A 25,305-nucleotide genomic window follows, 5' to 3' on the forward strand; every position below is an offset into this window, starting at 1 on the left:
GTTTTGATCAGGTTGTCAGACAATAGCGAATTACTCATGCAGTGTCAACCGATGGCCTGATTCCCCGCTTGCGAACCACGCATAACATGCTCTTCAGCGCTGCGCCGCAGGCGCAGACTGTGCGCACCCCGCTGGACCGGCCGAGCCGCCGCCCCTAACCGGCGCCCCAGTCTCTGTTCCACGGCTGACTTGGCAAACGACGCGTCCATTTAAACCGGCGTGAGCGGCTCGACGGCCGCCGCTCACGCGCTGCAAACAGCCAGGTCATGCACGGCATGGCAGCCAGATCAACATGCGCTCAGCGCGTCAGAGGATGCGGCGAATGCGCGGACGCACGCGCGCCCGGCGCTGCGGCCGCCTCATCTTCCGGCTCCGCGGACAGGTCCCGCCTGAACGTCTCGGCGAGGAAAAACGCGCACACCAGGCTCAGCAACCCCGTCGCCGCGATATAGATCGAAATGGGCAGCGTCTGGCCGTAGGTCGCGAACAGATAGGTGGCGATCAATGGCGTCGGCCCCGACGTGATGATGCCGGCGATCTGATACGGCAGCGACGCCCCCGTATAGCGCACCCGCGTACCGAACAGTTCCGCGAACCACGTCGATTGCACGCCGTACACCGACGCCTGGCTCAACGCGATACCGCAGACGTACGCCACGAAAATCAAGGTCGGATTGCGTGTCTCGAGCAACGGAAAGAACGCGAATCCATAGATCGCGACGAACACCGCGCCGAGCATGAACACGGTCCGGCGTCCGATCACGTCCGACAGTTTGCCGAACAGCGGCAGCGTGATCAGCGCAAACGCGCAGCCCACGATGATCGCGTTCAGCAGCAGCCCACGCGACAAGCCGAGCCGCGTCGTTCCGTAGACCAGCACGAACACGTTGATCACGTTGAAGGTAATGTCGACCGCGAAGCGCGTGCCGATCGTCAGCACGAGGTCTTTCGGATGCCGGCGCAGCAATTCAACCAGCGGCGCCTTCACGACCTGCTTGCTTGCCTTGATCTGTTCGAATACCGGCGACTCCATGACACGCAGGCGGATGAACAGGCCGATCGCGATCAGCGCGACGCTCAACAGGAACGGCAGGCGCCATCCCCAGGAATAGAACGCGTCCGACGGCATACTCGACACGGCTTTGAACACCGCCGTCGAGAGCATCAGCCCGAGCGGCACGCCCAGTTGCGGGAACGCGCCGAAAAAGCCTCGCTTCCTGGCCGGCGCCGTTTCGACCACCATCAGCACCGCGCCGCCCCATTCGCCACCGACGCCGAGCCCTTGCATGAAGCGCATCGCCACCAGCAGGATCGGCGCCCAGACGCCGATCGAGGCATAAGTCGGCAGCAGGCCGATCACGAAGGTGCTGACGCCCATGATCGTCAGCGTCGCGACGAGCGTCGCCTTACGTCCGATACGATCGCCAAAGTGCCCGAAAAACACGGCGCCGAAAGGCCGTGCGACATAGCCGACCGCAAAGCTGCCGAACGCCGCGATGGTGCCGACCACCGGATCGAACGAGGGGAAGAACAGCTTGGCGAAGACCAGCGCCGAAGCGGTGGCGTAGAGAAAAAAGTCGTACCACTCGATGGCGGTCCCGACCACCGAAGCGGCCAGCACACGGTTGACGGCCGACCGGCTGATAACCGGCGCGTTGCCGGATGAAACAGGCGATGTATTCATGTCTCCTCCCTTCTCTGGGAATTTATGTCTTGAACTGCTGCGTGTCGGCGGCGCGAATTCGACGGCACGTTACGTTGAATTCGCTCCATTCACCAGTGCAGTTCCATCGGGAACTGGTCGAGCGTTTCGACGCCTCCCGAGGTCAACCGCACGATACGTTCCGTGCGCAAACCGCCGACGTTCGGCACCGTGATCGTCGCCTTCAAGGTGAAGACCATGTTTTCCTGCAGCACGGTCTTGTTGCCCGGCCCGATCCACGGCGCTTCTTCTTCCGGGTCCATGCCGGTGCCGTGACCGGTGCCATGGCCGCGCGCTTCGCTCGAGTATTGCTCGTAGTTCGATTTCACCAGCGCCTGCTGGATCACCGCGTTCAGTTCCATGGCCGCCATGCCGGGACGCGCGGCGGCCAACCCCGCTTCGACCGCGCGCGCCGCTGCCGCGACGATCGCCATCTTCTCGGAATTCGCCGGACCGTAGGTGAAACCGCGTCCGCCATCGGCAACGTACCCACGATAACGCGCACCGATGTCGGTCATGATGAGGTCGCCCGGTTGCAGGATCCGGTCGGTGGGACGCGCCAGGTTATACGCCGAGCGCGGACCGGATTGCACCATCGAATCGAACCCGGTCCGCTCCGCTCCTCCCGCGAGCATCGCGCGGTCAGCGATCAGAGCGAGCTCACGCTCGGTGTAAGGACGGCCGTCGGCGAGCGCGTCGCGAATCGCGGCCATTGCCGAATCGGTCAGGGCGGCGGCTTTGCGCATCAGCGCGACCTCGGCGTCACTCTTGATCGCCTTGATTTCGGCCAGCACCATCGTCGGTTCGAGCTTCAGTTCGCCGAGGCCGGCGTTCAGGCGCTGCAGCAGGTCCGCGGGGATATAGGCGGCGCCGGCAAGGCCGACCGTGCCGCTGCGGTGCCGCGCCGAAAACGCCTGCACCTGTTGCGTGACTTCTCGCAGGCTACGCACCTCGAAGGCGGTCACGCTCGTCGCGTAGTCGAAGCATTGATCCGACACGAACAGCACGGGGTCGCCGTCTACCGGCAGCAGCAGAATCGCGTTGGCAATGTCCGATACGCCGTCGAGCGGACGGAACTCGGTGAAGTAGCCGATGTTCGCGCCACGCCAGCAATCGCTGAAGGCGAGCAGGCCGACCAGGCCCGCCTTGTCGAGTGCGCTGCGGACCTTGGCGACGCGGCCGAGGAACTCGTCGGTAGTGATGCCTTCCGGCGGGATATCTGCGGTACGGATGTTCATTGCTTCTTCGTCTCCTGTGCGGCTGCCTACGCGCATGCTGGATGCAGCCGTTCTCGATGCCCATGATGGGAAACCGCCCGCCTTGGAATGCAGGGCGTGTGCTGCATAGTAGAATCGATCGATATGCTTTTATAATGAAAAATAACGCAAAACCTATATCGATATGGAATACACGGAGACGACATCGTGACCTCGGCAATTCATCCCGACACCGGCGCGGGGAACATCGCGACGGGCCACTTCGACCCCACGCGTCTGAAGACGCGCCAATTGGCCCTTATCGTTCAGCTCGACACCCATCGCTCGGTGTTGCGCGCGGCGGACGCCGCGCACATGACGCAGCCCGGGGCGACCAAGTTGCTGCGGGAACTGGAAGAGACGATGGGTGTGCCATTGTTCGAACGGCATCCGCGTGGTGTCGAGCCCACCTGGTACGGCGAGGTGCTGATCCGCCATGCGCGCAGCGTGCTGGCGGAGTTGCGGCATGCGTACGACGAAGTGTCCGCGCTCAAAGCCGGCCTGACCGGGCAGGCAATGATCGGCACCGAGGTCACAGCGGCCACCAATCTCGTGCCGCAAGCCGTGGCGCTGCTCAAGAAGCGCTTCCCGCAGATTCGCGTCAACATCGAGATGGAGTTCAGCGAGGTGCTGGTGCAGCGTCTGCAGGAGGGCAAGCTGGATATGATCGTCGCACGAATCCGCAATCCGGACGATCTGGCGGCACTGCATTACGCCCCACTAGCGGAAGCGCAGCACGCGCTGTTCGCTCGCGCTGGCCACCCGCTCGTCAAGCGCAAGACTCTGAGCTGGGACGAACTGGCGCCGCAAACGTGGATCTTGCCGCCGAAAGGCAACGTGATGCGCAATCAGTTCACGCAACTTTTTCTCGAACGGCATCTCGCGTTGCCGACGGATGTGGTCGAGAGCTCGTCGCTGCCTGTCATCACGAGCCTTCTGCAGATGAGCGATATGATTGCGCCGCTGGCGCGCGAGCCGGTGCGGCCGTATTGCATTGCCGGCGCGCTCGAACCGCTACCGTTCGAACTCGATCTGAAGCTCGGACCAGCGGGCATCGTGACACGGCGCGGCGACAGGCTCTCGCCGGGTGCGCGGGCGATGCTGCAAGCGCTGCGCGAGGCCGCCGGATTCGATACCCAGGGCCCCGACGCCGAAAGCGACTGACTTACCGCGACGGGGCTCAGCGCGCGCCGTCCGCCGCGACGCTTGCGCCGGACTGCAGTAACCATTCATGCGCCGGCTCGTTGTGTACGTGCCAGGTGCGACGCGGACCGGCCATCACATTCAGGTAGTAGAGGTCATAGCCGTGCGCGGCGGCAACCGGGTGATAGCCGCGCGGCACCAGCACGACGTGTTTGTCGTACGCCGCAAGCGTTTCGTCGAGACTGCGGTCGTCGGTATAGACGCGCTGAATCGCGAAGCCCTGCGGCGGCGAGACGCGATGGTAATAGGTTTCCTCGAGATAGGTCTGCTGCTCGCCATCGTCCGTATCGTGCCGGTGCGGCGGATAGCTCGACCAGTTGCCCGCGGGTGTCACCGACTCCACCACCAGCAAGCTCTCGGCCGGCTCGGTTTCCGGCAGGATGTGCCGTACGTGACGCAGGTTGGCACCAGCGCCGCGGGTTTCCTGCTTGACCTCGTCAGGTGCAATGAAGCGCGGCGGCAGACCGCCCTTCGCGGGCGCGGAGCAAACTCCGAGTTCGACGTCGTCCGTCGCCACGATCGTGTAGCGCGTATGCGGCGGCACGTACACGGACCACGGCGCGCCATCGAACGGCGACATCCGTGTGCCGATCTCGCGGCTCGCAAGTCCCTCGCAACCGACTGTTGCGTGCCCCTTGACGAGCACGACCACGACTTCGCGATCGCCCGTATCCCGAGTCACTGTCGCGCCGGGCACCAGGTCGAAAACATCGAAGCCGACGTATTTCCAGCCGGCGCTCGCCGGCGTGATATGGATGATCTGGCCGTCTTTAGCATGCTTCGACGGTTTGACGAGCAGGTCGCTCATGTCTTCCTCCAATTATTCAGGAATACTACTAGGCAGAACGTGTCCATCGCTGCAGCCACGTGCATGACCTCAAACGGCAAATGCGTCCATCGCTTTGACGACGCCTTGTGCACGAATCGCCGCCAGATGGCGTGCAACTTGCGCGACGAAGCGCGGGTGCGCGCACAGATCGCGTCCGAAAATCGGCTCGATTTCGAACAGTGTTCGTACCGCATCGGCGGCATCCGCGTGCAAGGTCGCGCGGACCGCTTCGGTCAGTCTGTCGGCAAGAGGATCCGCGATCGCGTAAGTGCGCCCCGTCTCATCGTGACCGCCGAGGTACGCGATCCAGCCGGCCAGCGCGAAGGCAAGACGTTCGGTCGGCGCGCCGCTTTTCAAGTTGGCACGCACGCTTTCGAGCCAGCGCTGCGGCAGTTTCTGCGAGCCGTCGGTGGCGATCTGCTGCAAGCGGTGATCTAACGCAGTGTTGCGAAAACGCGCGAACAGTTCAGCGCGATAGGTGGCCAAAGCGGGACGCGACAGCGTCGGCTCTACCTCGTCGCGCAACATGCTTTCGACAAAGTTCAGCACCGCCGGCGCGCCGATCGCCTGATCGACGGTGTCATAACCGATCAGCGACCCGAGGTACGCGAGCGCCGAATGCGCGCCGTTCAACATGCGCAATTTGGCCTGCTCATAGGGACGCGCGTCACCCACGAGCGTCGCGCCTGCGCGCTCCCACGCCGGCCGCGGCCCCGCGAAGCGGTCCTCGATCACCCATTGCGAAAACGGCTCGGTTATCACCGGCCACGCATCGTCGGCACCGAGCTGCTTCGCGACGCGCAGGCGATCGGCGTCGGTGGTGAGTGGCACGATCCGATCCACCATCGTGTTGGGAAACGCGGCCTCTAGCTCGATCCAGTCGGCCAGCGCAGGATCCGTTTCGCGCGCGAACGCCAGCGTCAACGCGCGCATCGTATCGCCGTTGGACGGCAGGTTGTCGCATGACAGCACGGTAAACGGGCCCAAACCGGCCGCGCGGCGCAGCGCGAGCGCGCGCACGACGAAGCCGATTGCGCTTCGGGGCGCGGCGGCCGCGCGCAAATCATGGGCGATGTCGGGATGATCGAACTGCAATGCGCCGCTGGCCGGATTGCGGCAATAGCCTTTCTCGGTGATCGTCAGGCTGACGATATGGCAGCGCGGATCGGTCATCGCATCGAGCACGGCGGCGGGCGATTGCGGCGCGACGAGCGAAGCGATCAGCGCACCGATGACCTGTAACGAATCCGCGGTGCCGTCGCGCACATCCACGGCATACAGATGATCTTGCGCGGTGAGCGCCTCCGACGTGTCCGCACGCCGCAACGACACGCCGACGATACCCCAGCGGTGATCGCCAGCGCGCAATGCGTGCTCGGTGTAGAGGGCCTGGTGCGCACGATGAAACGCCCCAAGGCCCAGATGGACGATGCCAGGTGCAAGGCTCGCGCGATCGTAGGCGGGAACGACGACTTTGCCGGCAGCGCGCGCCGCGAGCGAAGCCAGGGCGGCATTACTCAGCCGCATGATCGGCCGGATGTTTGGCGAGACCTTCCCAGATGCCGTTCAGGTAGACCGCACCCAGCGCGCGGTCGAACAGCCCATAGCCGGCGCGGCCTGTTTCGCCCCAGATCATTCGCCCATGGTCCGGCCTTGCATAGCCTTCAAAGCCGGTTTCGAAATAGGCTTTGACGATTTCCGCCATGTCGAGTGAGCCATCGGCTGAGCGATGCGAAGTTTCATGAAAGTCGCCCGCGGCATTGGTTTGCACGTTACGCAGGTGGGCAAAATGAATCCGGCCACGTGCACCGAACTCCCGCACCAATGCCGGAATATCGTTCTGCAGGTCCGCGCCCAAGGACCCCGAACACAGCGTCAGGCCGTTGGCGGGATCGTCGACGATATCCAGCACGCGCTGCAGGTCCGCACGATTCTTCACGATGCGCGGCAACCCGAAAATCGGCCGTGGCGGATCGTCGGGGTGGATCGCCATCTTGATGCCGGCTTCTTTGGCCACCGGAATGATCGCGCGCAGGAAGTAGTCGAGATTGGCCCAGAGTCCGGCTTCGTCAAGCGCTTCGTAGTCGCGCAGCAGGGCTTTCAACTGCTCGGGCCGATAGCTCGCGTCCCAGCCGGGCAACTGGATACCCTCGCTGACGTCGAGCTCGCGGATCGCTTGCGTGTCGAACGCGAGCGTCGTCGATCCATCGGGCAGGGGCATTTCCAGCGAGGTGCGGGTCCAGTCGAAAACGGGCATGAAGTTGTAGCAGACCACCTTCACGCCGCAAGCGCCGAGGTTACGCAGCGTCTGGCCGTAATTGACGATGAGCGTGTCGCGCGTCGGTTTGCCGAGCTTGATGTCCTCGTGCACCGGCACGCTTTCGATCACTTCCAGCGTCAGGCCGTGAGCCTCTATCTTCTCCTTCAGCGACCGGATCCTGTCGATCGGCCACACTTCGCCCACAGGCACGTCATAGATCGCCGAGACGACCCCGACCATGCCCGGAATCTGGCGGATATAGGCGAGCGGCACGGGGTCCGTGTCGCCGTACCAACGAAAAGTCATTTTCACGTTCTAGCCTCCTCTTCGCATGCTCGTCTCGCCTTCGACGTAGACAGCGCATCGATAAATGGTCGGTCCAGCCCTTGCGCATCAGCCAGCCCGGCAAGGCGGAGTCCGGACGCCATACGCCTGGCGAATGCACGCATGGCGCACAGTGGGAAGTCTGCATACTAGCGACGTTCGACATGCCTTTATAATGAAAAATAGCGATTCATCTATACGATTATGGAATACCAATAACCGCAGAAGTGCCGCCCTCCTGCTGCGCAAAACACCTTTGCGAGGACCAAATTGGGCTGCTTGGGTTGCGGCGCATCGCCGTTAGAAAGCGGATTACTGGCTTTCTCACGCATGAAGACGCGCGGATGCAGGCGCCGGCTCGGCGGGGCCGTAGCCGGAAGCGATACGAGCCGGCAACCGCGCGTTGCCGCTAGCGCGGCCCGCTTCGTGCGCCCCGCGACGACGTAAGCGCAGCAGTCCGCGCCGGGCCAAACCGTGCGTCCAGATACGGCTCCATGCGCGCCGCCGGCATCGGCTGGCCGATGAAGTAACCCTGCGCGGCATCGCACCCGAGTTCCCTGACGAGAGCGAGTTGCGTTTCGGTCTCAACGCCTTCCGCCACCGTTCCCATGCCCAGCGCGTGCGCGAGCGTCACCATCGCTTCGACCATCGCTCGAGCCTGATGACAGGTCTCCTCAACGGTGAGTCGCTGCACGAACGACTTGTCGATCTTGATGCGATCGACGGGCAGTTGTGTGAGGTACGCGAGGCTCGAGTAGCCGGTGCCGAAGTCGTCGAGCGAGACGGTTACGCCTAGCCTTCGCACGGCTGAAAGGGAGCGCGACGCCGCGACGAAGTCGCTCATGACCACGGTCTCCGTCACTTCGATCTCGAGTACGGAAGCGCTCACGCCCGACGCCTCGGCCGCCTCCGAAACCAGTGCGGCGAGATCGCAATTCTGGATCGTCGTGGCCGAGAGATTGACGGCGATCTTGAACGGCGCGTGGTCCGGTGCCTGCCATTGCGCCGCCTGGCGGAACGCGCGACGAATTAGCCATTCACCCGTCGCCTCATAGGCGGGCGATTCAAGCAGCACGTCGAGGAAGTCGCCCGGCGTGAGCAGGCCCAGCTTGGGATGGTTCCAGCGCAAAAGCGCTTCGGCGCCGTAGACACGGCCCGTGCCCAGATCCAGTTGTGGCTGGTAGTGCAGTTCGAACTGATGCGAGGCGCTCGCGCTTTCCAGATCCGCGCGCAGCCGCAGGCGATGAGCGAGGCGCTGCGCATCCTCCTTACCGAACGACCACACCTGCGAGCCGCCTGCGCGCTTCGCGTGATACATCGCAGTGTCAGCGTTGCGTAGCAACTCGCCTGCGTCCGACGCCGACACGGGGTAGCGCGCCACGCCGATGCTCGCGCCCACCGGCGCGCGCACTGAAGGCGTCTGGACAGGTTCGCGCATGCGCACTATGACCTCGCGCGCGACTCGCACAGCCTCGCCCTCGGGCGCGTCGACGAGGAAAATCACGAATTCGTCGCCGCCAATACGCGATGCATGGATGCGTTCGGTGAGCAAGTCCGAAAGACGCTCGCCGACGACGCGCAGCACTTCATCCCCCGCCGCGTGACCGAACGAATCGTTGATGTCCTTGAAGCGGTCGAGGTCGATGAAGAGCAGATCGACAGAATCGGCCGCGCCTTCGTCGATGAGACGGTTCAGGCGCAGCAGCAGTTCGCGCCGGTTGATGAGTCCGGTCAATTCATCGTGCGTGGCCTGGCGGGACAAAAGTTCGGAGATCGCACGCGCTTCGGTCACGTCGCGAACCAGCACGATGAGGCCGTCCTCGCATGGAAACGCCCGCACTTCGAACCATGTATCGAGCGGCGCGTAGAAGGCGGTTGCACTGCTGGGCAGACCGGTCTCGGCCGCCTGCCGATAGGCCGTCTCGTAGCTCGACCCAATGAGGTCCGGGTATTCGGCCCAGATCTCCTGGCCCAGCAGATCCGCCGGCCGGCGCTTCAGCAGTCGCGCAGCGGTGCGGTTGATGTTTCGAAACTTCCACTCCCGGTCGAGCGACATCACCCCGTCCGTGATGTGATCGAGCACCTGAAAATCTTCCATGCCTTTGCTCCCCCTCGAGGGACCGATGCCGCGGTCCCACTATGTCTGAATCGCCAACATTGCGTATCGTAGGAGGATGGACGGTGTTTGTGAACTGAAAAGCTTTGCTGGGCAGAGGCGTGCCCAGTCATAGATCGTTGATTTTGCGAGCGGATACCCGTTGAAGCGCTAACTGTCGCCGTTCTCGCGGAGATTGGCTACTCTTCGAGCGAGATGGCGGAGTTGCTCCTGGAAGGCGCCGTTGTCGGAGACGACGTTGCCTGGCATCATCTCCCCGCCCCCACCTCGTAAGCATACGCAAACCCTAACAATCTCCCCTCATCCCATTGCCGCCCCACAAAAATCAACCCAAACGGCGCACCCGACGCATAAAACCCCGCAGGCACCGCAATCCCCGGCAAGCCTGCAATATTGATTTCGCCCACCGTCGTCTCCTGAATGACATCCTGGCCATGAAGTGCGGGAAGCTCACCGCGCATCTGCGGGAACACCAGTCCATCGAGCCGTTGCGCATCCATCACCGCATTGAAGATCCGCAGATAACGCGCCTTCACGTCGACGAATTCAGGCATCTCGGGCGGCACCGACGGATCGGCCATTGCGGCCGTGAAATCCGCGAGACTATGCAGATATCGCAGTATCCCTTGCGCTCCAAAAGCATCGTCATCCTTCGTCGCCGCGGCGAATTCCGCGAAGGTCTTCAACGGCGCATGCTTGCCGAGCCGCTGGAGATACTTCTCCAGATCGTACGGAATCGACTCGAGACCGCGCGCATCGAAATGCGCCAGCGGCGGAGTCGGCTTCCTCAGTTCGGCGAACCCGGAGCCCGCGAACGGGTCGTCGACGAGAATCGCACCCAGACCGGCCAGTTCGCCCTTGACCCGCTCATACAGCACGGCAGCTTCATCGGACAAAGGCTGATTGCGCCAGCCCGGGCCATATAGCCCGATGCGCTTGCCGCGCAGCGCGTTCGGGTCCAGCGCCGCGGTATACCCTCCTTCCGGTTGCCGGCCGACGCTCGCGAGTGTCTTCGGATCTTCGCTCGAATAGCCCGCGAGCACGTCGAGGCACAGCGCGGCATCCCTCACGTTTCGTGCAATGGGCCCCACCACGTCGCGATTACCCGACAGCGGCACCACGCCCGCATTCGGCACCAGCCCGATAGTCGGTTTGATTCCGACCAGGTTCTGCGCCGACGCGGGGTTCTGAATCGATCCGCCGGTCTCTTCCGCGAGGCCGAGTACGGCCATGCACGACGCCACCGCCGATGCCGTGCCCGCACTGCTGCCGCCCGGCACCCGATCGGGCATCACGACATTGATCGTGGGGCCCGCCCAGCTATCGTTCGCATGCGAGCCGGTGTGGCTCAGGATCGGCACGTTCGTCTTGCCGAGCAGAATCGCACCCGCGCGGCGCATCCGCGCGACGACCGGCGCATCACGCTCGGGCATCAGGTCGACGCCGCCTTTCTTGCTGTACAACTTCGCCCATCCCGCGGTGGTCGGAAAGCCGACCATGTCCATAGGATCCTTGATGACGACCGGCACGCCGGCAAGCGGACCCAGCGGTTCGCCGGCAGCGCGCCGTTCGTCGATCCGGCGCGCGTCGTCGACGGCCGCCGGGTTCAGGAAAATCACTGCGTTGTACTTCCCGTTGTCGCGCTCGATCCTATCGAAACAGGCGCGCGCCAGCTGCTCGGCCGTGAATGTGCCGGCCTTGAAACCAGCCTGCACGGCCTCAACCGTCAGGGCGTCCAGATCGATATCCATCGCACTGCCTCGTTCCATTCCATGCTCCTGTTGATTTGACCGTATGTCAGAGCTGCACGCCGCGTGTGAGTGCTCCATCGACGACGAAGTTTGTTCCGCTCACAAAACTCGCCGCCGGACTCGCGATGAACGCCACCGCGTTAGCGATTTCCTGCGGGCGTCCCATGCGCCCAGTCGGATTCAATGCGAGCGCGCGTTCGAATAGCGCCGCATCGTTATGCTCGATCCAGTCCCACACGCCGCCCTCGAAATACACATTCCCGGGCGACACCGTGTTCGCGCGAATGCCCTTCGACGCAAGCTGATTTGCGAGCCCCTGTATGTAGTGAACGATCGCGGCCTTGAACACGCCATAAGGACCCGCCGCGAAATCGATCTCGCGTCCCGACACGCTCGATATCGCGACGATCGACGCGGCCCGGCTCGCTTCGAGATACGGCATCGCCGCATCGACGAGATGGACGGTGCCGAGCAGATCGGTTTCGAATTCCTTGCGCCACGATTCAATGTCGTTGCCGATCGCGAGCGCGCTTACATTCGCCACGACTATGTCGAGGCCGCCCCACTCCGAGCCGATACGCTCGACCCAAGCTTTGAGCGCGGCGCCATCCGATACATCCACTGCCGCGCCCGATGCGCGCGCGCCGCTCAGTTCGGTGAGCGCGCTAACGGTCGCCTCGACGGCAGCCGGATCGCGTGCGCAAATGGCGACCTCGGCACCTTCCGCTGCGAGCGTCCGCGCAATGGCGAGCCCAATGCCCTTGGTGCCGCCGGTCACGACCGCCTTCAAACCCTTCAGTTGCAGATCCATGTTCGAAGCTCCTGTGCAGGTGTTTGCATGTCCGTTACCCGATAGAGCGACTGCGCGCTCACTCTTTATCGTGCCCCTCGCCTGAGGTCATGCCGCGAGAAATCTGCAGCACTTCGCTTGCCTGAATGACGGAGTGACAGAGGTCGTCGATAGTCACGCGCTTTTCCATCGCCTGCGCGCGCAGCATGTCGTAGGCCTCGCGTTCGCTCACGCTATGCATGGTCATCAGAATTTTTTTCGCTTCCTGCAAATGCCGGCTGTCGAGCAGCTTCTGTTCCAACTTGGCGATACGCTGCGCGTGCTGGCGCGAACGCTTTGCGTGATACAGCGCCATCACCACCGTCGACAGCAAGCCCGATGCGCGCACCGGTGTCGTTACGATGCCGTCCGCGCCGAGCTTGATCGCCTGATCGATGAAGGTCGGATTCTCGTAGGCCACCACGCAGATGACGGGCGGCGCGTCCGGTCCCGACCATTCGCCCTTGGGCGCGCGCTCGTCAGGCCGCAATGCACGGAATACCAGGTCGACGCGCTCCGTCAGCGTGTCCACGGGCGGCCAGCATCGTTCGACCTGAAAGCCCATGCGCCGAAGGTGGTTCGTGAGCGTCACCCCGTCGTCATCGTCGGGATGAAAAACGACCACGCGCGCATTGCGCTCGAGGATCGAACTGGTGAGGCTCCGTTGGCCTCTGTCCGGGCGCGCGCTCACGTCAGTAGTCCCGCGTGCTCAATTTCGTGACCCAGTCCCCGAGCGTCTGACGCGTCATATAGGGATCTGGCCCGACGGCGAACTTCGATTCGCGCAGAATAGTGAACTGGCCGTCGGCATTGACGCGGCCAATGCGCGGATAGAGGGCCATGTGATGATTGACCGGATCGATGCGCACCCGGCCTTGCGGCGCGGTGAATTCCGAGCCGAGGAGATGCGGCATGATGGTGCCGAGTTCGTCCGAGCCGGCACGCGCGAACGCTTCCGCGAACATATGCATCTGATAATAGGCGGCTTCCCAGTTCATGTCGGTTGGCGTGTGCGCGCCGAAGCGCACCTGATGATGTCGCACGGCGCGATGATTCTCCGGCGTATCGACGCTCTGAAAATAAGGCGCAGCCGTGAAATGCCCTGTCGCGATGCCGCGTTGCATCGCCTGAATCTCCGTCTCGGACGTGTTGAGGCTGCCGATCGGCATGCTGGCCGGATCGAGGCCCGCGCGCGCATAGGCCTCATAGAGATAAGGCACCGTCTCTCCGATGACCGTGCAAAAGATCCAGTCCGGCGACTTGCGCCCGATATCCGCGACGACCTGGTCGAACTGGTCGCGCGTGGCGTCGAGCGACAGATAGCGCTCGCCGAGGATCGCGCCTTCGGGATGTTGAAGCAGCAGCTCCTGCATCGTCCGGTTGCATTCGTACGGATAGACATAGCTGGAACCGACGAAGTACACGCGTGCACCGAACGTCTCCGTCATGAAGTCCGCGAGTTGCACACCGTTCTGGTTCGGCGACGCGCCGCTGTAGATGATGTTGTCCGAATACTCGAAGCCCTCGTACATCTGCGCGTAGATCAGCAGCCGGTTGTGCTTCTCGACGACCGGCAGCATCGCCTTGCGGCTGGTCGACGTATAGCCGCCGAAAATGGTATTGACGCCGTCCTTCACGATAAGCCGCTCCGCAAGCTCGCGAAACGCGGCCGGATCGGAGCCGGGATCGTAGTGAAGCGCGACGAGTTCGCGTCCGCCTATGCCGCCGCGCGCGTTGATCTCCTCGACGGCGAGGCATGCGCCGCGCCATTGAGACTGTTCGAGCAACGCGGTCGAACCGGTCGTCGAGCTAAGCAGGCCCACACGGATGGGATCGGATAATGCCATTTCTTGACGTGCTCTCGTATGCGCGCGGAGCATAGGCTCCGCACTTTTGTCGTCTTACTTCGATTCTTCCCGCTGATGCGCTTACTTCAGGTAGTGCTTGGCGACCATCGCGCCCACCGTGTATTTTGGGTCGACAAAATTACCGAGCCGTACCTTGCCGACCTGACTCAGCATCATGTACGCATCCCACTTGTCAAAGCCATAGTCCGCCGCCATCCACAACACGAGTTCGCGATAGGCAATGCGCGTCGCGTCCTCCAGCGGCCGTGCGCTGCCGATGCTCATCAGCGCGTCCTCGTTCTCCAGACGCGGCCAGCCGATCTGCCACTTCTTGATGAGATCGACGCGCACCGTTGTCGTGCTCTGATACTCCACCGCCGTGCCGCACACCTCGCCGTCGCCCTGACAGGCGTGCGCATCGCCGATGAAAAGCCGCCCGCCAGGAGAGCGCACCGGCAGATACGTGATGCTGCCCGGCCCCATGTCAGGCACGTCCATATTGCCACCGTGATTGTCGGGCGTGAGCGAATTGATCGAATCGATTTCGGGAGAAAGACTCAGCGTGCCGATATGCGGTTTGTACGGCAGCGTGTTGCGTTTGCTCCAGTACACGTTCTCTTCGTCGATCTTTATCTTGCGTACGATTTCCGGCAACGGCTCGTTGAGCAGCGCGGTGTAGTCCGTTCCGGTCAGCCCGCCGAAGTTCGGAATCATGCAGCAGAAGCCGTGCGGATCGTCGCCGCGCGGCGCCATCTTCTCGATATATACCGCGACCACGTCGCCCTTTTCCGCGCCTTCGATCATGATCGGCCCATTCTGCGGATTGAGAAAAGGCACCTGCAGCACCTGCGACGGCTTGTCGGTCTCTTCCTTGATCTTGCCTTCGAAGGCGTCGCGGGTTTCCACCACCACGCGGTCCCCAGGCTTGACGTGCAGAACAGGCTGCGAATAAGGGCCGATCGTGTAGTGATAGGTCTTTTGCATCTCCTCGGTGAGATGATGCTCCACCGGCTCGCGATCGGCGCCGACACCGCGCTTCATCATGATCGATTCTTCAAGCCATTTCATGTTCCGCTCTCCGTCACAGTGCCAGATACTGGCGAATCAATTGTTCGTCGCCGAGTTGCTCAGGGCTCAATGTCTCGACGATACGGCCCTTGTCCATCACACAGCAGCGACTCGCGATGCGCTCGACCATGCCCATATCCTGCTCGACCAGCACCACGCCGATACCCGTGTCGTGCGCGATATGCTGCAGCGTGTCGCCGATCAGATCGACGATAGAGGGTTGAATGCCTTCGGAAGGCTCGTCGAGCAGCAGCACCTTCGGTGCGCTGATCAGTGCGCGGGCAATCGCCAACTGCTGCTGTTCGCCCCCGCTCATGGTGCCGGCCTTCTGCGTATAGCGTTTCTTCAGAATCGGAAAATAGCCGACGACTTTCTCTTTCATGTCCGCGGCGCGCGCCCGATTCGCCTGCGCGCCAACCTGCAGATTCTCGGCAACGGTCAGCGCGCCGAAGATCTCGCGCCCCTGCGGCACATAGCCCATGCCGCTCTGCGCCCGTGCATACGGCTTGTCCTGGCCGATCGCATTGCCTGCGAGTCTGATTTCGCCGGCATCGAGTCTGACAAGACCGATCAGCGCGCGCATCAGCGTCGTCTTGCCTACCCCGTTGCGCCCGATGAACGCCAGCACCTCGCCGCGTCCGACGCCGAACGACACGCCGTTGAGCACGCGTCCGCCGCCATATCCCGCTTCAACGTTCGACACCTCCAGCAACGCGTTCATTTCTTCTTCCCCAGATACACTTCCGCGACATCGTCGCGCGCGAGGATCTCATCGAGCGGCCCGTCGGCGAGCAGGCTCCCGCCGTGCAGTACCGTGACGCGCGAGGCGATCTGCTTGACAAAGGTCATGTCGTGCTCGACCACCATCATCGTGAGGCCGTCTGCCGACAATCGCTTGATGAGTTCGCCAGTCGCATGCGTCTCCTCCACCGACATGCCCGCCACCGGTTCATCGAGAAACAGCAGCTTCGGGCGCAACGACACGGCCATCGCGATTTCAAGCCATTGCTTCTTGCCGTGCGACAGGTTGCGCGCGAGCACGTGCGCTTCGTTCTCCAGCATGAAGCGTTGCAGCAGTTCGTCGAGACTCTCGGGCCGGTCGTCCTTCGCGCGATGCAGCGACAGTTGCAAATGCTGACGCACGCTCAGATCGGGAAACACGCCGGGAATCTGGAACTTGATACTCATGCCCATACGGATGCGCTCGTGCGGAAGCACATGGCTCATGTCCTTGCCGAGAAACAGCACGCTGCCTTCAGAAGGACGATGCTCGCCCGTGATGAGCTTGAAGAACGTGCTTTTGCCCGCGCCGTTCGGCCCGATCACGCAGCGAATCTCCTTCGCCTCGATACTGAAGTCGATTCCGTTGATCACTTGCGCGCCGCCAAAATGCTTCTTGAGCCCGCGCGTTTCGAGCAGCGTGGTCATGACTTGCCCTCCTCTCGCTTGAGACATCCGCCGGCGTGGCGTGAAGCGCCGCTCGTGCGGCTCGACAGACGCCGCAGATGCCGCGCGACGAACGGCAGCAGACCTTCGGGCGCGGCCAGTACGACGATCAGCAGAATCGCACCGAGCAGGATTAGCGCGTACTGGCTGCCGTACACCGCGAGATTCTGCGAGAGCCACACGAGAAAGGCAGTGCCGATGATCGTTCCGCCAATGCTCTTTCTTCCCGACGTCGCGACCCAGATCACTGGCATCGCGGCAGCGGTAAGGCCCATTGTCGACGGCGTGATGTAAGAGCCCCAGATTGTGTACAGCGCACCCGACAGTCCGCCCAGCGTGCAACCGAGTACGAACACCATTAATTGATGACGGCGGATGTCGACGCCGAGCATCTCCGCACGCTGCGGATTCTCCCGAATAGCGATGAGGGTCAAACCGAAGGTGCCGTCCAGCAGCTTGCGCATGATCGCGTAGACCGCGATCAACAGAAGCAGCACGAGGTAGTAGAAGCTCACGTTCTCCAGCGTGAGCGGCCCGCCCGGCCACGGAATGGTCAATTGCGGCATGCCGCCCATACCGTTGTAACCATTCAGCCGCGCCTCGCCGATCGCCCATTGCGGCCCTGCCGTCTGCGACATGAAGGTTTCGAGCACGAGCGTCACCGACAATGTGACGATGCCGATGAACACGCCTTTAATGCGACCATAGAAAACCATGTAGCCGATCAGCCCCGCGGCGACGATGCTCACCACGATGCCCGCGCCGAGCCCGAGCCACGACTCGAACCACGTGTCGCCATAGTTGAGCGTGAAGATGCCGTAAGTGTAGCCCGACAATCCGAAGAATGCGGTCTGCCCGAACGACAGGATGCCGCCGTAGCCCCACATCGCAGCGAGCCCGAGCGCACTGAACGCCCACAGCAGACAGTAGGCGAGATTGCCGCTGGTGTTCGCATCGACTACCAGCGGCAGACAAAGCGCCACGAGCCACGGCACCGTATGCAACGCGCGCGTTACGGCACTGGTCGAAGGCTGTTTCATTTGCGTCACTTCTGCCTCCTAGCGCAAGCGGGTGAAGAGATTGCCGAGACCTTGCGGCATTAACCGGATCACGACGATGACGGTCACCAGCAGACCGATCTGTCCGAACAGCTGCCCATAAGACGCCGTCAGCGCGGTCTGGATGATCGCGAGCACGCCGGCCGCCGGTGTCGTGCCCGCGATCACGTTGGCACCGCCGACCACTACCGACACGAAGGCCTGCACGATGAAGTTGCTGCCCATCGTCGGGACCGCCGTCATGGTCGGCGCGTAGAGTGCGCCGGTGAGACCCGCGAGTCCCGCGCCCAGCGCGAAGGTCAGCGTGTAGAGCCGGTCCGTGCGCAAACCGAGGCACTGCGCGATGTTCGCGTTCTGGATCGTGGCGCGCGCGCAGACGCCGTAATTGGTCTTGAAGAACAGCAGGTAGAGGCCGAACAGGATTGCGAGCGCGATACCGGGCAGCACGGCGCGATACGTCGAGAACGAATACTCGCCGAGCGAAAACGAGCCGAACGGCGTGCCGATCCCTTCGATCGACGGACCGGCGACAAGAAGCATGGTCTGCTGCACGATGAGGCTGATTGCCCACGTTGCGACGACGGAATCGAACAGACGGTCGTAGAGATGACGAATCACCAGCCGTTCGACGATGACGCCCGCGAGCGCCGCCGCGAGTGCGCCGGCCAGCATCGCGAGCGGCAGCGGCGCACCGTGCTTGGCCGTGATGATGGTCACGTACGCGCCGCACATGATGAACTCGCCATGCGCGAGATTGATGACACCCATCATGCCGAAGATCACCGCGAGACCGAGCGCCGCGAGCACCAGGTAAGCGAAGTTGTCGCCGAACTGATAGATCAGCGAATAGAGAGCCGACAAAGTGGCCATACGTGCTCCACGTTCAGGAGGGCGACGCGCGAGCCTGCTGCATGTCTCGCGCGCCGACTTCGGATCAGGACTTCTTGGGCAGGTTCGACGGCGTGTATTGACGATGATCCGGCTTGTTCGGCAGATCGCAGCCAACCTTGCCGAGCCAGTACGGCTGTACGTCGTCCCACACCTTCGGAATCTCGACCGAGTGGTCCTCCTTCACGTGCACCAGAAAGATGGTGTGACTCGCGTGATGGCTCTTCGGATCGATACAGACCTTGCCCTGCTCGCCGGTCGTGCAGATGTCGCCGCTTTCGAGTGCTTTGCGCACCTGATCCTGATTCGTCGACTTCGCCTTTTCGACAGCAGCCTTGTACAGATAGATCGCGTCGTACGCGTTCGCGGCTTCCTGATTGATGTAGGGCTCATTCGGGAACTTCGCGTGGAAGCGCTTCTTGAAGTCGTTGCTCGCAGGCGTATCGACCTCTTCGACGTAATTCGCCGTCACGTACATGTCCTTCAGCGCAGGCGGTTTGAAGCGCTTGTGCTCATAGGCCTGACCGACGTTCACCGAACTCGCCATCGGCAGATTCAGATGCGCCGACGCCTGCTGCTCGTAGTACGAAGACTGATTTGCGCCGACCAGCAGCGTCACGACAAAGTCGGGCTTCGCCTTCTGGATGTTCTGGATGGTCTGGCCGAACTGCGACACCGACAGCGGAATGAACTCCTCGCCGACCATCGTGCCGCCGTTTTCCTTGACGATGTTGCGTACCCACTCCGCCGAAATCTGCCCAAAGTTGTAGTCGGCCGCGATGGTGTACACCTTCTTGCCGTACTTCTGCATCATCCACGGAATGAGCGTCGAGAATTGCTGCTCGGGCACCGCGCCGGTAACAAAGGTGTTCGTGTCGCAGACACCGCCCTCATACTGATTGTCGTACCAGTAGAGCTGATGCGCGCGGTCCATGATCGGGCGGATCGCTTCGCGCGATGCGCTGGAGAACGCGCCGAAAATCACATCGGGCTTGTCGGTCTGCACGAGCCGCCGGGCCAATTCCTGAAACTTGGTGTTGTCCGACTGTGTGTCGTAGGCGATCAGTTGCACCGGGCGGCCGAGAATGCCGCCCTTCGCGTTGATCTCGTCGACGGCGAGTTCCGTGGCATGAATCTTGGGAATCGTGGCCAGCGCGAAATTCCCCGAGGCGTCTTCGAGCAAGCCGATCTTCACGGGATCAGCGGCGCTCGAAGCGAGCGAAGTCAGTGCGAGTCCTGCGGTAAGGGCGAGACGCATCCAGCCCGACAGCTTCAGCGACATGCGGGTTCTCCAGAGATGGGCGCCAGACAGAGCGCTAGAACAAGGGAAAAAAATGTGGACAAAAAAAGCCCCCTGACGAACGGCGAGTTCGTCAGGGGGCTTCTGTGCCGGGTCCTCGGGCGGACATCTTTGTCGGGCCTCGAAGGAGTGACTTGAGTCTAAAACGCCAAATTTTTACTTGTCAACTGCGGTCAAAAACCTGGGGGGCTTCACGAGACTGGGCTGAGTGGGAGGTTGAAGTCGATACCGGTTTTCCGATTGGTGAAGCGTGGAGAGTCCGCAGCGTTCTCAGACTAACTCTCAGGAAAGATGCATTCGCCGTTGCGAACCAGCGCCTTCACCTCTTCACTCACCTGCATTGGGCTTCGACTCAATCGGGCAAAAAACTCCTTGCTGCGCCGCACGTAGGACTTCGAATCGTACTTTGCACTCCAAAGGACTATGTTAAGCACGATGGGAATGAGGTCCAGGCCCTTCTCGGTCAGAGTGTAGAAGTCCTTGCGCTTGTCGCCGGGATTGGGGGCCTTCGAGAGAATTCCCTGCTCCTCAAGAAAGGCAAGGCGGGAAGCAAGGACATTGGTCGCGATGCCCTCTTCCGATTTCAGGAACTCGCCATACGTCTTTTTGCCGACAAAAACGATGTCGCGAATGATCAGAAGCGACCACCGGTCGCCGAAGATCTCCACGCCGTAGTTCACTGCGCAATGGGACCGAACGTCTTCTTTAGATGTCGTCTTCATAGCTAGATCCTAACATCGCTTGCATACCGCAAGTATATTTTCGTGTTTACTTGTTTTTTGCAAGTAACATGGTTAGCATGGCCTTTAGAGATTGCGAGCACCGATCACTCATGGCTGAACGCACGGGTATCACCACTTCTCACATCACTCACAAGGAGCAGCTACATGCACGTATTTGTCACTGGCGGGACCGGCCACGCCGGTTCGCACATCATCCCCGACCTCGTCGCGGCCGGCCACGAGGTTACCGCGTTGGCCCGAACGGACGAGTCGGCGGCTACGGTGTCCGCTCTCGGCGCCAAGGCGCGTCGCGGTGATCTTAGCGACCTGGCTGGGCTCAAGGCGGCAGCGGCCGAGTCCGACGGCGTCATTCACGTCGGATATCGCGCTGACCTGCTCCAGGCTGGTGGGATCGCCGCCTTGGGCGATTCGGAGCTCTCGATCGTGCTCGCTTTCGGCGAGGCGCTGGCGGGAACCGGGAAACCGCTGGTCGTTGCAGGCAGCATCGGCGCACCCACGAATGTGGGTCGGGGGGCCCCTCTTGTCGCACCGGTCAGCCTGGGCCGACCCGCCACCGAGGATGACCCCGCCCTTCCTGGCAGGCCCCTCGACGCAGGCACCCTGCGAGCTCGCAATGTCGTGGAGACCGCTGTCGTCGGCCTTGCCGAGCAAGGCGTGCGGTCTTCGGTCGTGCGGATTCCCCTCATCGCACACAGCACAGCCGATCGCGTCGGCTTCCTCCAGATCCTGATCGGGCTTGCCAAGGAGAAGGGCGTCATCGGCTACCCTGGAGACGGCGAGAACCGGTGGCCCGCCGTGCACATCCGCGATCTTGCCTCTTTGTTCCGACTGGCGTTGGAGAAAGGCCCTGCCGGCAAGACCTGGCACGCAGTTGCCGACGAGGGTATCCGGTTCCGCGAGATTGCTGAGGCCATCGCCGCTCGCCTTGGCGTACCCGCTGTGAGCATTCCCGCGGACGAACTGATGGTGCCGGGCTACTTCGGATTCCTCTCGGCTGTAGTCACGGGCGACTTCCCGGCGTCCAACGCCATCACGCGAAAATCTCTCGGCTGGGAGCCTGCTCAGCCAGGCCTGCTCGAGGACATGGATAACGGTCATTATTTCCCCGCCGGCTGAACTGGGCTAACAACGGGGAGCCGGGCCGGAACGAGCCCGGCAGACGCCAATACTCCAACTCACGAGGAAACTGCACATGAGCACTATCAGCATTATCGGATCAGGAGGGATGGCCACTGCGATCGCCGGCCGTGTCGCCAAGGCTGGACAGACTGTCGAGGTGATCAGCCGCGATAACGTAAAAGCGCAGGCACTGGCCGACCAACTGGCGCCCGGAGCGATCACAGGGAAGTACGGCGCCGCGCCGGCGGGCGACATCGTTATCCTCGCCGTGCCGTACGCCAGCGCGGCGTCGGTGGTGGCCGACTTCGGGAAAGCGCTCGACGGCAAGGTGATCATCGACATCACCAACCCGGTTGCCCCCGACCTTTCGGGCCTCTTGACCCCTCCCGGCAGTTCCGGCGCGCAGGAGACCGCTAGGGGCGTCCCCGCCGGCGCGCATGTGGTGAAGGCCTTCAATACGATCTTCGGTCACGTACTCGCCAAGGGTGGACGCCTCGACGCGTTCATCGCAGCCGACGATGCGGACGCGAAGGCCCGCGTCTCGACCTTCCTCGAAAGTCTCGGGCTGCGTCCGCTTGATGTCGGCGGCTTGCAGATGGCCCAGACGTTAGAGGCGCTCGGCTTGATGATGATCGGCCTGGCCCAAAACGGCGCCGGCACATGGGACTTCGCCTTGAACGTCGATCTCGGCTGAATCGCCGGTCACGGTCTCATCAGCAGGTGCAGGACACCGTTGAGAGCAAGTCAAAAACAATAGCCACCATTGACTTCACTGCGTCGGCATTACCACACGTTGTTTCTAGCTAATGCGGCGGTTCGGCCGCCCATGGAAGTCGGAGAGCGTATGCCCCCGGTGGACTGCGGCAGTGGCTTGCTTTCAATCCATATTTCCAATATATTGGAAATATGGAAGACAAAGACATTATCCGTGCTCTTGCGGCGCTCGCCCACGCGCTACGCCTGCGCGTGTTCCGCATGCTGGTGGTCGCTGGTCCGGCCGGCTTGACGCCGGGCGCCATCGCGGAACACCTCGACGTTCCCAATGCGACGCTCTCATTTCACCTGAAGGAGCTAATGCACGCGGGGCTCGTCACACAGGAACGCGACGGGCGCAGCCTGATCTATCGGGCCGCCTACGACCAGATGAACGCGGTCCTGGGTTTCCTGACCGAAAACTGCTGTCAGGGGCAGCCTTGCCTTGAACCTGGCGCGGCCTCAAGCGAATGCTGACGGAGAACCACCATGAAGCGGTTTCACATCCATGTCCACGTTGACGACCTGACAGCCAGTATCGCGTTCTATTCAAAGCTGTTCGATGCGGAACCGGCGCGCGTCGAGATGGACTACGCGAAATGGATGCTGGACGATCCTCGCGTGAACTTTGCGATTTCGACGCGCGGCACGAAAGCGGGTGTGGACCATCTCGGCTTCCAGGTGGACGACCCGGCCGAGCTTGCCGAACTCGCAACGCGGGCGGAGGCTGCGGACATGGTCCTGCTCGATCAGGGCGAAACCACCTGCTGCTATGCGCGCAGCGACAAGCACTGGGTTCTCGATCCGCAGGGGATTGCCTGGGAGCACTTCCATACGCTGGACGGCGCTTCAGTATATGGAGCGAGCGGGCAAACATCGTCGTCGGCAGGGACAACGTCCTGCTGTGCCCCGAACGGCGAACCCGTTTGCATCCCTGTTAAACCTGCCGGTCCGGCCTGCTGCTGATCACGCTGCGCACAGACAACACCATGACCACAAACGTACTCATCCTCTGCACGCACAATTCCGCGCGCAGTGTGCTTTGCGAAGGCATGCTGAACCACTGGGCAAAGAAGCTCGGCAAGGACGTCCGCGCATACAGCGCGGGCAGCGCACCGAGCGGACGCATCAATCCGTTCGCGCTCGAAGCGCTGACGAACGCCGGTATTGATATGGAGGGTTATCGCAGCAAAAGCTGGGATGAATTCGCGCAGGACGGTGCCCCCGAGATGCGCATTGTCATCACGGTCTGCGACAGCGCCGCGGCGGAACATTGCCCGTTCTGGCCGGGCAGCCCTGTCAAGGTCCATTGGGGCTACGCCGATCCGTCGAACGCGCCGGGCGGCGATGAAGGCAAGCGGCAAGCATTCGAACTCACGCGCGAAGCGATCGGCTACCGCTTGCTGCAACTGCTCGCGCTCCCGCTCGAAAGACTGGACAACGCCCAACTGCAGCAGGCGCTGGACGGCATCGGTCGGAGCTAAGCCCTTTCCATCGAGTCGCTCATGAACACCCCCAATGTGGCCGCCTCAGGGCGGTCAGCCGCAAATCCGACCATCGGCTCCTTTGAGCGATACCTGAGCGTCTGGGTCGCGCAATCGCGATCGGTCTGTTCGGTTTCAACTCAGGTGCGGCGCACGCGACTGTCGTGGGTGTGCTCATAGAGGTGCCAATCATGCTGCTCGTGGTGCGCATCGTCAACCGCTCGACGGACTGGTACGAGTGCGCCTGAGCAATCCGTAAACGATTACAGAAGGCAAACGTGTCTGATCTCATCACTGACCTCCCCCAAGTTGACGCGACGCTGTTTCGCGTGCCCGATATCAATCGCCTTCAGCCTGCGAAAGCCTCGCCGCATCCACCGCGCTTTCTGCTGCTCTATGGTTCGCTGCGCGAGCGCTCGTTCAGCCGCCTGCTGAGCGAGGAAGCCGCACGCCTGCTCACGGCGATGGGCGCCGAAGTGCGCACGTTCAATCCGAGCGGCCTGCCGTTGCCGGACGACGCGCCGGACAGCCATCTCAAGGTGGCCGAACTGCGCGAGATGGTGTTGTGGTCGGAGGGCATGGTCTGGTGCTCGCCCGAGCGGCACGGCGCGATGACCGGCATCATGAAGGCGCAGATCGACTGGATTCCGCTTTCGCTTGGCGCGGTGCGGCCGACCCAAGGCAAGACACTCGCCGTGATGCAGGTCAGCGGCGGCTCACAGTCGTTTAACGCCGTTAACCAGATGCGCGTGCTTGGACGATGGATGCGCATGCTGACCATCCCCAACCAGTCGTCGGTGGCCAAGGCCTTCATGGAGTTCGACGAAGCCGGTCGCATGAAGCCTTCAGCGTATTTCGACCGCGTGGTCGACGTAATGGAGGAGCTGGTGAAGTTCACGCTGCTGACGCGCGACATCGGTCCGTACCTCGTAGACCGGTATAGCGAACGCAAGGAGAACGCCGAGGACCTGATGAAGCGCGTCAATCAGGCCAGTATCTGACGCATGGCGCCCCCGCTTCGGCTCGGAAGCCAGGCGAGAGCACCGCGAAATGGGCGCTGCGCATCTACCGCCGTGCGTATGAGGAAGCACTTCGCGTGAGCAATCACGCGACGCGTCATCGAGCGTGACGAACGGCGCATCGACCGCTTCCAACTACCGCGAATCGATCCAAAAGAGATCGTATGGCGGCGATTGCGCCAGACAATATCACGTGCTGCGCCGAGCAGAATTTGGTACCTTAGGGGCGCGCTGTTAAGCCAAAGCTTCGTAGCATCTCGACACGTTGCTACTCAAGTTCGCCCGCACGCCTATGATTTGGGGCACGGAG

At 62.4% G+C, this 25,305-nt stretch carries 24 protein-coding genes and 1 pseudogene; 8 read left to right on the forward strand and 17 right to left on the reverse strand.

The window, feature by feature from the left end:
- Positions 1-298: 298 nt before the first annotated feature.
- Both BPHYT_RS28490 and BPHYT_RS28495 read right to left on the reverse strand, forming a co-directional pair.
- Positions 299-1,684 carry an MFS transporter gene (locus BPHYT_RS28490; RefSeq protein WP_012427594.1) on the reverse strand — a complete coding sequence of 462 codons (1,386 nt, stop codon included), beginning with the start codon at positions 1,682-1,684 and terminating at the stop codon, positions 299-301.
- 89 nt (positions 1,685-1,773) lie between these two features.
- Positions 1,774-2,940, reverse strand: a complete 1,167-nt coding sequence (locus BPHYT_RS28495; protein WP_012427595.1) for a M24 family metallopeptidase — start codon at positions 2,938-2,940, stop codon at positions 1,774-1,776.
- A 186-nt stretch (positions 2,941-3,126) separates the two neighbouring features.
- Between BPHYT_RS28495 and BPHYT_RS28500 the strand changes: the two genes are divergently transcribed.
- Positions 3,127-4,122 (forward strand): LysR substrate-binding domain-containing protein, encoded by a 996-nt coding sequence (locus tag BPHYT_RS28500; RefSeq protein ID WP_012427596.1) that lies wholly within the window; start codon positions 3,127-3,129, stop codon positions 4,120-4,122.
- Between the two features lie 16 nt (positions 4,123-4,138).
- Here BPHYT_RS28500 and iolB read toward each other — a convergent pair whose 3' ends face one another.
- From iolB to BPHYT_RS28575, 15 genes are all read right to left on the reverse strand, one after another.
- Positions 4,139-4,969, reverse strand: coding sequence for a 5-deoxy-glucuronate isomerase (gene iolB / locus BPHYT_RS28505; protein WP_012427597.1), 831 nt, complete (start codon positions 4,967-4,969; stop codon positions 4,139-4,141).
- A 69-nt stretch (positions 4,970-5,038) separates the two neighbouring features.
- A complete protein-coding gene (locus tag BPHYT_RS28510; protein WP_012427598.1) occupies positions 5,039-6,517 on the reverse strand; it encodes a mannitol dehydrogenase family protein in 1,479 nt (492 codons plus the stop codon).
- Positions 6,504-7,562, reverse strand: coding sequence for a mannonate dehydratase (uxuA, locus tag BPHYT_RS28515; RefSeq protein ID WP_012427599.1), 1,059 nt, complete (start codon positions 7,560-7,562; stop codon positions 6,504-6,506). Before uxuA ends, BPHYT_RS28510 begins: the two co-directional genes overlap by 14 nt.
- A 421-nt stretch (positions 7,563-7,983) precedes the next feature.
- Positions 7,984-9,672: a sensor domain-containing protein gene (locus BPHYT_RS28520; RefSeq protein ID WP_012427600.1), complete on the reverse strand. Its 1,689-nt coding sequence runs from the start codon at positions 9,670-9,672 to the stop codon at positions 7,984-7,986.
- 266 nt (positions 9,673-9,938) lie between these two features.
- Positions 9,939-11,459 (reverse strand): amidase, encoded by a 1,521-nt coding sequence (locus BPHYT_RS28525; protein WP_012427601.1) that lies wholly within the window; start codon positions 11,457-11,459, stop codon positions 9,939-9,941.
- 28 nt (positions 11,460-11,487) lie between these two features.
- Positions 11,488-12,252: an SDR family NAD(P)-dependent oxidoreductase gene (locus BPHYT_RS28530; RefSeq protein ID WP_012427602.1), complete on the reverse strand. Its 765-nt coding sequence runs from the start codon at positions 12,250-12,252 to the stop codon at positions 11,488-11,490.
- 58 nt (positions 12,253-12,310) lie between these two features.
- Positions 12,311-12,961, reverse strand: a complete 651-nt coding sequence (locus BPHYT_RS28535; protein WP_012427603.1) for an ANTAR domain-containing response regulator — start codon at positions 12,959-12,961, stop codon at positions 12,311-12,313.
- Between the two features lies 1 nt (position 12,962).
- Complete coding sequence (locus BPHYT_RS28540; RefSeq protein WP_012427604.1) at positions 12,963-14,117, reverse strand: transporter substrate-binding domain-containing protein; 1,155 nt, start codon at positions 14,115-14,117, stop codon at positions 12,963-12,965.
- 81 nt (positions 14,118-14,198) lie between these two features.
- On the reverse strand, positions 14,199-15,185 hold the full coding sequence (locus BPHYT_RS28545; RefSeq protein WP_012427605.1) for an acetamidase/formamidase family protein: 987 nt from the start codon (positions 15,183-15,185) through the stop codon (positions 14,199-14,201).
- A gap of 13 nt (positions 15,186-15,198) precedes the next feature.
- Positions 15,199-15,906: an ABC transporter ATP-binding protein gene (locus BPHYT_RS28550; protein WP_012427606.1), complete on the reverse strand. Its 708-nt coding sequence runs from the start codon at positions 15,904-15,906 to the stop codon at positions 15,199-15,201.
- Positions 15,903-16,613 (reverse strand): ABC transporter ATP-binding protein, encoded by a 711-nt coding sequence (locus BPHYT_RS28555; protein WP_012427607.1) that lies wholly within the window; start codon positions 16,611-16,613, stop codon positions 15,903-15,905. Before BPHYT_RS28555 ends, BPHYT_RS28550 begins: the two co-directional genes overlap by 4 nt.
- Positions 16,610-17,671, reverse strand: a complete 1,062-nt coding sequence (locus BPHYT_RS28560) for an ABC transporter permease subunit (protein WP_085966740.1) — start codon at positions 17,669-17,671, stop codon at positions 16,610-16,612. The genes BPHYT_RS28555 and BPHYT_RS28560 overlap by 4 nt, the downstream gene beginning before the upstream one ends.
- A gap of 18 nt (positions 17,672-17,689) precedes the next feature.
- Positions 17,690-18,559, reverse strand: a complete 870-nt coding sequence (locus BPHYT_RS28565) for an ABC transporter permease subunit (protein ID WP_012427609.1) — start codon at positions 18,557-18,559, stop codon at positions 17,690-17,692.
- Positions 18,560-18,623: 64 nt separating this feature from the next.
- Complete coding sequence (locus BPHYT_RS28570; protein ID WP_012427610.1) at positions 18,624-19,859, reverse strand: urea ABC transporter substrate-binding protein; 1,236 nt, start codon at positions 19,857-19,859, stop codon at positions 18,624-18,626.
- Positions 19,860-20,152: 293 nt separating this feature from the next.
- A complete protein-coding gene (locus BPHYT_RS28575; RefSeq protein WP_012427611.1) occupies positions 20,153-20,599 on the reverse strand; it encodes a winged helix-turn-helix transcriptional regulator in 447 nt (148 codons plus the stop codon).
- A gap of 165 nt (positions 20,600-20,764) precedes the next feature.
- On the opposite strand from BPHYT_RS28575, the gene BPHYT_RS28580 reads away from it, so the two are divergent.
- From BPHYT_RS28580 to arsH, 7 genes and pseudogenes are all read left to right on the forward strand, one after another.
- Positions 20,765-21,736: an SDR family oxidoreductase gene (locus BPHYT_RS28580; RefSeq protein WP_012427612.1), complete on the forward strand. Its 972-nt coding sequence runs from the start codon at positions 20,765-20,767 to the stop codon at positions 21,734-21,736.
- A 70-nt stretch (positions 21,737-21,806) separates the two neighbouring features.
- The gene (locus tag BPHYT_RS28585) at positions 21,807-22,433 is read left to right on the forward strand and encodes an NADPH-dependent F420 reductase (protein WP_274378478.1); all 627 of its coding nucleotides are present in this window, start codon (positions 21,807-21,809) and stop codon (positions 22,431-22,433) included.
- Between the two features lie 212 nt (positions 22,434-22,645).
- Entirely contained in the window at positions 22,646-22,969 is a 324-nt protein-coding gene (locus BPHYT_RS28590; protein ID WP_012427614.1) for an ArsR/SmtB family transcription factor, read from the forward strand.
- Between the two features lie 12 nt (positions 22,970-22,981).
- Entirely contained in the window at positions 22,982-23,458 is a 477-nt protein-coding gene (locus BPHYT_RS28595) for an ArsI/CadI family heavy metal resistance metalloenzyme (RefSeq protein WP_012427615.1), read from the forward strand.
- Between the two features lie 23 nt (positions 23,459-23,481).
- Positions 23,482-23,976, forward strand: a complete 495-nt coding sequence (locus tag BPHYT_RS28600) for an arsenate reductase ArsC (protein ID WP_012427616.1) — start codon at positions 23,482-23,484, stop codon at positions 23,974-23,976.
- Between the two features lie 101 nt (positions 23,977-24,077).
- Positions 24,078-24,224, forward strand: a pseudogene (locus BPHYT_RS37985) (arsenical-resistance protein); the annotation flags it as partial.
- A 30-nt stretch (positions 24,225-24,254) separates the two neighbouring features.
- Entirely contained in the window at positions 24,255-24,977 is a 723-nt protein-coding gene (gene arsH / locus BPHYT_RS28605) for an arsenical resistance protein ArsH (protein WP_012427617.1), read from the forward strand.
- The last annotated feature ends 328 nt before the right edge of the window (positions 24,978-25,305 follow it).

Source organism: Paraburkholderia phytofirmans PsJN (assembly GCF_000020125.1).
GTDB lineage: Bacteria > Pseudomonadota > Gammaproteobacteria > Burkholderiales > Burkholderiaceae > Paraburkholderia > Paraburkholderia phytofirmans.

Coding starts and splice junctions, on each gene's coding strand:
- BPHYT_RS28490 (WP_012427594.1), bottom strand. CDS start 1,684: ATGAATACATCGCCTGTTTCATCCGGCAACGCGCCGGTTATCAGCCGG.
- BPHYT_RS28495 (WP_012427595.1), bottom strand. CDS start 2,940: ATGAACATCCGTACCGCAGATATCCCGCCGGAAGGCATCACTACCGAC.
- iolB (WP_012427597.1), bottom strand. CDS start 4,969: ATGAGCGACCTGCTCGTCAAACCGTCGAAGCATGCTAAAGACGGCCAG.
- BPHYT_RS28510 (WP_012427598.1), bottom strand. CDS start 6,517: ATGCGGCTGAGTAATGCCGCCCTGGCTTCGCTCGCGGCGCGCGCTGCC.
- BPHYT_RS28520 (WP_012427600.1), bottom strand. CDS start 9,672: ATGGAAGATTTTCAGGTGCTCGATCACATCACGGACGGGGTGATGTCG.
- BPHYT_RS28525 (WP_012427601.1), bottom strand. CDS start 11,459: ATGGAACGAGGCAGTGCGATGGATATCGATCTGGACGCCCTGACGGTT.
- BPHYT_RS28530 (WP_012427602.1), bottom strand. CDS start 12,252: ATGGATCTGCAACTGAAGGGTTTGAAGGCGGTCGTGACCGGCGGCACC.
- BPHYT_RS28540 (WP_012427604.1), bottom strand. CDS start 14,117: ATGGCATTATCCGATCCCATCCGTGTGGGCCTGCTTAGCTCGACGACC.
- BPHYT_RS28545 (WP_012427605.1), bottom strand. CDS start 15,185: ATGAAATGGCTTGAAGAATCGATCATGATGAAGCGCGGTGTCGGCGCC.
- BPHYT_RS28550 (WP_012427606.1), bottom strand. CDS start 15,906: ATGAACGCGTTGCTGGAGGTGTCGAACGTTGAAGCGGGATATGGCGGC.
- BPHYT_RS28555 (WP_012427607.1), bottom strand. CDS start 16,613: ATGACCACGCTGCTCGAAACGCGCGGGCTCAAGAAGCATTTTGGCGGC.
- BPHYT_RS28560 (WP_085966740.1), bottom strand. CDS start 17,671: ATGAAACAGCCTTCGACCAGTGCCGTAACGCGCGCGTTGCATACGGTG.
- BPHYT_RS28565 (WP_012427609.1), bottom strand. CDS start 18,559: ATGGCCACTTTGTCGGCTCTCTATTCGCTGATCTATCAGTTCGGCGAC.
- BPHYT_RS28570 (WP_012427610.1), bottom strand. CDS start 19,859: ATGTCGCTGAAGCTGTCGGGCTGGATGCGTCTCGCCCTTACCGCAGGA.
- BPHYT_RS28575 (WP_012427611.1), bottom strand. CDS start 20,599: ATGAAGACGACATCTAAAGAAGACGTTCGGTCCCATTGCGCAGTGAAC.
- BPHYT_RS28580 (WP_012427612.1), top strand. CDS start 20,765: ATGCACGTATTTGTCACTGGCGGGACCGGCCACGCCGGTTCGCACATC.
- BPHYT_RS28590 (WP_012427614.1), top strand. CDS start 22,646: ATGGAAGACAAAGACATTATCCGTGCTCTTGCGGCGCTCGCCCACGCG.
- BPHYT_RS28595 (WP_012427615.1), top strand. CDS start 22,982: ATGAAGCGGTTTCACATCCATGTCCACGTTGACGACCTGACAGCCAGT.
- BPHYT_RS28600 (WP_012427616.1), top strand. CDS start 23,482: ATGACCACAAACGTACTCATCCTCTGCACGCACAATTCCGCGCGCAGT.